This is a genomic window from Deltaproteobacteria bacterium (assembly GCA_030690165.1).
Classification (GTDB): domain Bacteria; phylum Desulfobacterota; class GWC2-55-46; order UBA9637; family UBA9637; genus JACRNJ01.
This window is the reverse complement of sequence record JAUYHF010000012.1, coordinates 1-1,625: the sequence shown is the minus strand read 5'-3', so window position 1 is coordinate 1,625 and position 1,625 is coordinate 1. Positions and strand designations below refer to the sequence as shown.

Annotated in this window: 2 protein-coding genes; both read left to right on the top strand. The window is 40.7% G+C overall.

Annotation, left to right across the window (positions count from 1 at the left end; all coding sequences use genetic code 11):
* On the top strand, positions 1-1,170 hold a 1,170-nt coding region (locus tag Q8P28_03275), incomplete at its 5' end, for a hypothetical protein (protein ID MDP2681817.1).
* On the top strand, positions 1,167-1,532 hold the full coding sequence (locus Q8P28_03270) for a hypothetical protein (GenBank protein MDP2681816.1): 366 nt from the start codon (positions 1,167-1,169) through the stop codon (positions 1,530-1,532). The genes Q8P28_03275 and Q8P28_03270, both read left to right, overlap by 4 nt.
* The last annotated feature ends 93 nt before the right edge of the window (positions 1,533-1,625 follow it).

Genomic DNA, 1,625 nt, shown 5'->3' with positions numbered 1-1,625 from the left:
CAAACATGGGACGGGGCGGCTGGTTCTGCTTCGGATATTGCTAACCCACATGCAGACTTTGCGGCTAATCAGCCTATTCAATTAGTTGTGCATGGCAAGGGCGCATCGGAGAGAATATGGGCGGCATGTGGGACAAGGGCTGTTTATGCCTCTGCCGTAGATAGTGATAATTTTGTAACTGGTGTTGTTAAAATACCAATAGATACTCAAGACTCTTATGGCGTTATTGGCTTGGTTGAATGGAAAGATACGCTATGGGCTTTTGGTAAGAGACAGGCTTTTCCTATAGATGATATTTCACTTACTACTTCTGAATGGGGTTATGAGAACTCCCCTTGGAACGCAGGCGCAGGCAATCACAGGCTGATAGTTAAGACAGATAATGACCTTGTGGTGTTTACAATAGACGGCGATATTTACTCTGTATCAGCCGCTATACAGACAGGAGACTATAAGGCATCTTCAATAGCCCGACCTGCCTATATAGACAGGTGGATAAGGGAGAATATAGACCTTTCAAAGATAGAACAATTTCATGCCTGTTATGACCCGTCTATGCGATGTATTAAATTCTTTATGGTTAGAAATGGCAGCTCACAGGTTGATGTATGCCTGCCTTATTTTATAGACAGACCTGTAAACGAGGCATGGGGTGCGCCGCATGAGAACACGGCAAGTAATTCGGGATATAAGGCTTCATGCTCGGCATTGATTAGAAAAGCAGTAGGGAATTATAAAATATATACAGGCGATTATTTAGGGTTTATGTGGGAGCTTGAGACTGCCAATATAAATGATGATAGTGCGGCATATAGGAAGGGGTTTACATTCCCGTATATTGGATTGGGTAATCCTATAATGACCAAGATGATAGACAAGGGAAGGATAGTAACAGAGCCGGTGGGTAGTTGGGATATATCTGTGGATATATGGGTGGATAATATTTTAATGTCTACACAAACAGTATCCCTTACAGGCACAGGCGATGTTCTTGATAGCTTTGTTTTAGATACAGATGTTTTAGGCGGGCAGTATTTAATAGACGAGAGTTTCCCAATAGGCACAACTGGTAAGAGGATTAAGGGTGAATTATATAATACAGGGATAAATCAGGACTTTAGAATATCACAGGTGTTAATACCATATAGAAACTTGGGGGTGCGACCATGAAGGATTGTTACATTGAATACGATGGTATAGGAATGAAGGCGATTTATTGCATGTCTTGCCTGAAAGAGATATTAGGCGAAAGAGACATTGTAGAGCAGGGCGGAAAGACGGCAATGGTTTTTAAAAGAAATTCAAGTTATACGCAAAAACTAATAAATATCTTGAATGATGGAAAACCCTCATCCATGAATTATATTTGTTGCAAGGAATGTGTAAAACAGACACCGGATATTACACATATAATAAATCAAGTTAGATTAGGCGTAAGAGCTTCCTTGCAAGCAACAGGACAGGCTGAAGAGGATATAGCGATGTTTTTAAATAAGGAATACAACTTAACAGAAGAAAAGAAGGAGGTGTAAGATGGGAGCAACTTTTAGTAGAAGCCGGACTTTTGTAGCAGGCGAAGTGCTTACGGCTGTTAATCTAAATGGGATAGAAACAAATATCCTCAA